The following is a 5,772-nucleotide window of genomic DNA, read 5'->3' as shown; positions in this document are numbered from 1 at the left end:
TTCTTCGCCGTCCGGGAAGGGTCTTCTCGATTCTTCGCCGTCCGGGAAGGGTCTTCTCGATTGGGGCGAGTGCGGCGCTGTTCGGTCATATCGTTCCCTACCCGGGGTGAGAAATCCGGGAAATAATGAATTGGCGCTCAACTCGTAGCATCCGTCGGATTTCGAGACCGATACTGATAGCCATTTATTAGCGTCGGGCGGGGCGCGCCGGACCGTCGGGTGCGTATCGACTCGGTGCGACAAACCGCGGGGCTCGTGGCGAGCCGAGACGCCGAACCGTCGGGTTCCCGCAGAGACCGGGGACAGGTAGTAACGATCCGACCCCCCGGAACTGCCCGAATCCGGTCGATCGGTCTCCGACCCACGCCGCGAGCCCGTCCGTGTTAGTCGACGGTGTACGGTTTCGTGACCTCGGTAATCTCGACTTCCCAGTCGGGGCGGGAGCGATCGCTCCGGAGGGACCAGCTTCCGCAGACGTCGATCCCGTTGCGATGGGCGGCGTCGACGACGGTCGACAGGACCCGTCCGAACCCGCCGTCGCAGATCGCGAGAGCGGTTTCTGCGGACGGTACCTGGGCGGACGCTCGAGGGAGCGCGACGACGCGACCGTCGTGGCGAACGATCACCACGCAGTTCGACAGCTCGAAGGTGACGGTTCCCGCCGCGGATTCGACGGCCCGCTCGCCCATACCGAAGAGTGCCCCCAGCGCCTCCGCGTCGACGACGTCGTCGATCCGGCCGAGCGATTCCGGACCGACGCCTTCTACTGCAGCCACGGCGTCGCGAACGGCGGCCGGCAACTGATCTGCACGCGTCGCGACACGTTCCTCGAACGCGGGTTGTGGGGGCATCGTGGTCTACGTACGGTGAGGTTCGCCGGAAGGATATGGACGATGTCTTCATAGATAGCGACGGAAGGTCGCCGGTGCTATCGGTCGAGAGTACCGACCGGTTAGCGTGTTCGAATCGGGTGGGTTCTCCGCCGATCGGACGGTTTCGAAGCCATCGAGATCGACGAGCGCTCTGGCAGGACGATCCGACCCGGTCCCGAACTCGCCGATCCGTACGAACGTCTTCGGCCCGTCCCGGCCGAATCCGATCGCGTCGAGCGTGCACGACAGACGGTTCGCTCGCCCTCCAGCTACGGCCGGCTCCCTCACGCGTTCCCGAAGCGGTCCGTCGTCGCGTGCAGGACGGTGAACGACGCGGTACTCGATTACGCGGTACTCAATTCACGTCGGTCGGCCGATTCAACGCCCATAGGCACCTGGTTTTCCCCGCTGTGGGTCCCCAAATGTAGGAGAGTGTCCGCTATGGGAAGCCCATCCAGCTCGTGTGATCGCGAACCCACGAGCGAAACGATCGCGAGACGTGACGAGGAGCGCGAATGACGAGCAGCCGACCGTACGCCGCCGACCGGATCGATCGGCGACCGCCCCGACGGAACGCGGCTGACGGTCGAGATAGCGAGACCGCCTCGACGGCTGACGATCGGGCGAGCGAGACCGCCTCGACGGCCGACGATCGGGCGAGCGAGACCGCCTCGACGGATGAGGGGACCGCGACTCGGAATCCTTCGCTCGGAGTGCCCGAGCGTCGTCGTCATCGATCACCCGAAATATGAACACGATCCGCACCGAGGACGTCGCCGACGAACTACCGGCGGTTCTCTTCGTCGCTGCCGATCCGACGGCGGTCGAGGGCGTCTGCGACACCCTCGTCGCCGAGCACCAAATGGAGGTCACGGTTCGGTCGACGGTGGCGGACGTTTTCGGCGCGCTCGAAGCGCGACCGGTCGACTGCATCGTCAGCGACGTTTCTCTCCCGAATGCCACCGGAATACGGTTGCTCCGCGCTGTCCGCGGTGCGTACCCGGAGCTACCGTTCCTCGTCTTCTCCGAGGTCGCCGAGGAGGACGTCGTCGCCGAGCTGCTCGCGGCCGGGGCGACTGACTACCTCCGGGCGGGGCCCTCGGGCCGGCACTGCCGACTGCTGGCGTCGCGGATCGCGGTCGCCGTCGAGCGACGGGCGATCGACGAGCGCCGCCCCTCGCCGATCGCGGGAAGCTGCTTCGTGACCGACGACCTGTCGTTCGTCGCCGTGAGCGAGGGGTTCTCGCGGGTGCTCGGATACGACGAAACGACGCTGATCGGCCGATCGTGGACGGACGTGTGGCCGAACGACGATCCGAAGCAGATCCGCCGTGGGCGTTCATCGGACGACGCCGAATCGCGACCGACTCGACGCGAGATCGCCATCCGATCGGACGACTCTCCGATCCTCGTGCGTCGGTCGATCGACCCGGTCGAGGGGGGATTCCTCTGTCTCGTCTCGCCGACGAGCGACCGCGGACTCGGCGAGATTCGCCGGACGATCGACCCGGAGGGAATCGGTCCGGCGCTCGTCTCCGCGACGAGCGAGGCGCGGAGTCTCGATGAGCGCCTCGAGCCCGTCGTCTCAGCCCTCGCTGGCGAGCTCGATTGCGACTACGTCGGGGTCTTCGAACGACGACCGGGCGAAGGATCGGTCGTCCTTCGGACCGGCGTCGGCTGGACCCAGACCTTCGTCGGTCACGCGATAGACGACAGCCCCGACTCGCACCTGGGGTACGCGATCTCCGCGACCGAACCGGTCGTCTTCGAATCCGCGCGGACCGAGTCGCGGTTCGACCTGCCGGCTCCGCTCGCCGCCAACCACGTCGTTAGCGGAATTTGCGTCCCGATCGGCTCGGATCGGCGAACGTGGGGCCTGCTGGGGGCGTACACCCGAACGGCCCGCGAGTTCTCGACGGAGGACGTCGCGCTGGCTCGATCGGTCGGATCGCTGCTCACGATCGTCGTCGAGGCGGCGGAAGCGAGGGGTGGACTGACGGCAGTCGAAGAGCTCCTCCGGGCGGCTGGCGACGACGAGACGTCCGAAACCGTCTGTGAACTGGTCGTCGACGCGTGCAGCGCCGTCGGCGCTCTCTCGGCCGCAGCCGCCTACCTCTACGACGAGGACGGCGACGCGCTCCGACTCGCCGCCCGGTCGCCGCGAGACGACGGCCCACCGGAGGAGTTGCCGTTCGCCGACGAGGGCGCCGATCCTCGCTGGCGCACGTTCTTCGACGGCGAGCCGCGATACGTCGACGACGTCGTCCCGTGGTCGGGATCGTCGGTAGAGAACCCGGCATTCGCGCGCGGGATCGTCCTGGCGCTGTCCGGTCACGGGATCCTCGTCGCCGGCGCCGCCGGTTCCGACCGGCCGACCGAACCGGACTTCGCGGTCGCGCGCATCATGTCGGCGATCGCGGGGGACGCGCTCGTCGGCGTCGATCGGGCCGATCGACTGGCCGCGGTCGAGCGCGAACGCGACGCGAGCGTCGCGACGGTCGACCACCTCACCGGCCTCCTCACGCTGATCCGGGACGTGGGGGAACTGATCGAGGAGTCGAGGACGCGGGGCGAGCTGGAAGCGGCGCTCTGCGAGCGATTCGTCGCGGGCGACGACTGGGCGTTCGCCTGGACCGGCGAGTACGACGAGGTGAGCGAGCGGATCGTCCCGCGAGAACGGGCCGGCAGCGGCCGACGCTACCTCGAACCGCTGGAGTCCGGCGAGGGCGAGTGGCAGACGGACGCGGAGCCGCTCGCGGCGGCGATCGACAGCGGGGAGCAGACGGTGATCGACCGTCTCGTTTCCGAGCCGTCGGCCCAACGGTGGCGCGAGGAGGCGTTGAAACGGGGGTTTCGCTCCGTTCGAGCCGTTCCGTTCGTCTTCCGCGGGCTGCGATACGGCGGCATCTCCTTGTACGCCGACCGACCGGGAGCGAACGGCGAACTCGACGACGGAGTCTACCGGAGCCTCGGCACGTGGATCGGCCACGCGATCAACGCGATCGAGACGAAACGTGCGCTCGTCGGCGGCGAAGTCGTCGAACTCGAGTTCGCAATCGAGGACGACCGCGTCCCGTTCGTAGCGTGGACGACGCGAGCGGACTGCTCGTTCACGTTCGAGACCGTGCTCACCCGCCCCGACGGCTCGCTCCGGGGGTATTTTACGATCGACGGCGCCGAGGCGGACGAGATCCTGTCGCTGGCGGCGGGGACGACGGCGGTCACCGACAGCCGACTCGTCACGGACCGAGACGATAAGCTCCTGTTCGAGTCGACGCTCACCGACGAAAGCGTGGTCTCGCGGCTGCTCGACCTCGGAGCGTTCCCGAAGCGGATGACGGCCTCCGCCGGCCAGGGGATGATCGTCGTCCACCTTCCGAAGGATGCGGACGTGCGGGAATTCGTCTCGGCGTTCACGCGGTGGTATCCGGAGTCGGCGGTCGTCCGCCAGCAGGACCGAGAGGACGACGCCGCGTCGCCGTACGAGTTCGGAGCCGAGTTCGAGCGCCGTCTCACCGATCGTCAGCTCGAGGTGTTGCAGACCGCCTACGTGAGCGGGTACTTCGACGTGCCGCGCGAGGCCACGGGGACTGAGGTCGCGGACACGCTCGACATCGCGCAACCGACGTTCAATCACCACCTGCGAGCGGCCCAGCGAAAGCTCTTTTCGATGTTGTTCGACGAAGACCCGTCCGGTTCGAACTGAGACCCATCCTCGTGTCGTCGATTCCCGACCGAAGAGCCGGCGGCGTTCGACCCGAATCGACGCCGTTTTTCACCTGCGCTATTTGACACTCGGTGGCGAGTGTCCAGCTGTCAGGACGGCCCCCTTCGCGATTCGGTGGCGGCCGTTCTGTGACCGCACGGCGGCCGTTCGGCGATCGACGGCCGTTTCGGGACCGGTCGGCGGCGATCGGATGGAGGGAATCGAATGACACCACAAACGACTCGACTGTGCATCAGCTGCGGCGATCGGTACGATCGGGCGAACAAGTATCACGGGTACTACTGCGGCGACTGTCGCCTCGAGACGGACGACCGACAACGGGCGCGATTCGCCGGCAGACCCGCGTAGCACGGTCGAACACCCGTCGACAGCGACCCGGTACGATAGCCCGGCATCACCGAGGAGGCAGAAATTCGGTTCCGCCGACGTCGGCAACGCTTCGCCCCGACGGTCGTGGATTCCCGCGTCGGCGACGACGCAGAACTCGCGTCAGCGTCGACGCAGGCCCCCGCCGGCGCCTCGAAAACGCCGACCTCGACCGCTCCAGTCTCGAAGGTACGCCGACGACGATCTCCCCAACCCTCTCCGCGACGTTCTGAAAGTCCCTCCGTCGCCCGTAAAAAACGAACCGGTCAGCGGACGGCCGGACCGTTCCGACCGTAATCGTCACGATCGTCAGCGCAGCATACTTATCGACGGCGCATCATCCGTATCGTCGTCATCGACATCGTCCTCAACGTCATCTTCCTCGTCGTCGTCCATCTCGTCATCGACGTCGTTCTCCTCGTCGTCCACCTCGTCGTCCACCTCATCATCGACGTCGTCGTCCACCTCGTCGTCGACGTCGTCGTCAACGTCCTCTGCTACCGCATCTTCGAGGTCGCTCGCATCACCGATCGTCAGTGATTCGGCGGTTCCCTCGTCGATGTCAATCTCCCCGGCGGTCGCGTGCGAGATCGTCACGTCCTCGGCGCCCACGTCGTTCTCCTCATCGACGTCGTTCTCGTCGTCATCCACGTCGACCTCCTCATCGTCCGCTTCGTCATCTACATCGTTTTCTTCGTCGTCGGCGTCGTCGACGTCGTTCTCGTCGTCATCGACGTTGTTCTCGTCGTCATCGACGTCGTTCTCGTCGTCATCGACGTCGTTCTCGTCGTCATCGACGTCGTTCTC

At 66.6% G+C, this 5,772-nt stretch carries 4 protein-coding genes; 2 read left to right on the top strand and 2 right to left on the bottom strand.

Features of this window, described 5'->3' with window-relative positions; all coding sequences use genetic code 11:
• Positions 1-383 precede the first annotated feature (383 nt).
• Complete coding sequence (locus QZT59_RS07250) at positions 384-851, bottom strand: HalOD1 output domain-containing protein (RefSeq protein ID WP_290813502.1); 468 nt, start codon at positions 849-851, stop codon at positions 384-386.
• Positions 852-1,620: 769 nt separating this feature from the next.
• On the opposite strand from QZT59_RS07250, the gene QZT59_RS07245 reads away from it, so the two are divergent.
• Positions 1,621-4,578, top strand: a complete 2,958-nt coding sequence (locus QZT59_RS07245; protein WP_290813499.1) for a bacterio-opsin activator domain-containing protein — start codon at positions 1,621-1,623, stop codon at positions 4,576-4,578.
• Between the two features lie 225 nt (positions 4,579-4,803).
• Entirely contained in the window at positions 4,804-4,947 is a 144-nt protein-coding gene (locus QZT59_RS07240) for a hypothetical protein (RefSeq protein ID WP_290813496.1), read from the top strand.
• Positions 4,948-5,274: 327 nt separating this feature from the next.
• Here QZT59_RS07240 and QZT59_RS07235 read toward each other — a convergent pair.
• A partial coding sequence (locus tag QZT59_RS07235; protein WP_290813493.1) for a hypothetical protein occupies positions 5,275-5,772 on the bottom strand: 498 nt, incomplete at its 5' end.

Source organism: Halovivax sp. (assembly GCA_007119345.1).
Lineage (GTDB): Archaea > Halobacteriota > Halobacteria > Halobacteriales > Natrialbaceae > Halovivax.
This window is presented reverse-complemented; position numbering and strand designations above follow the sequence as displayed.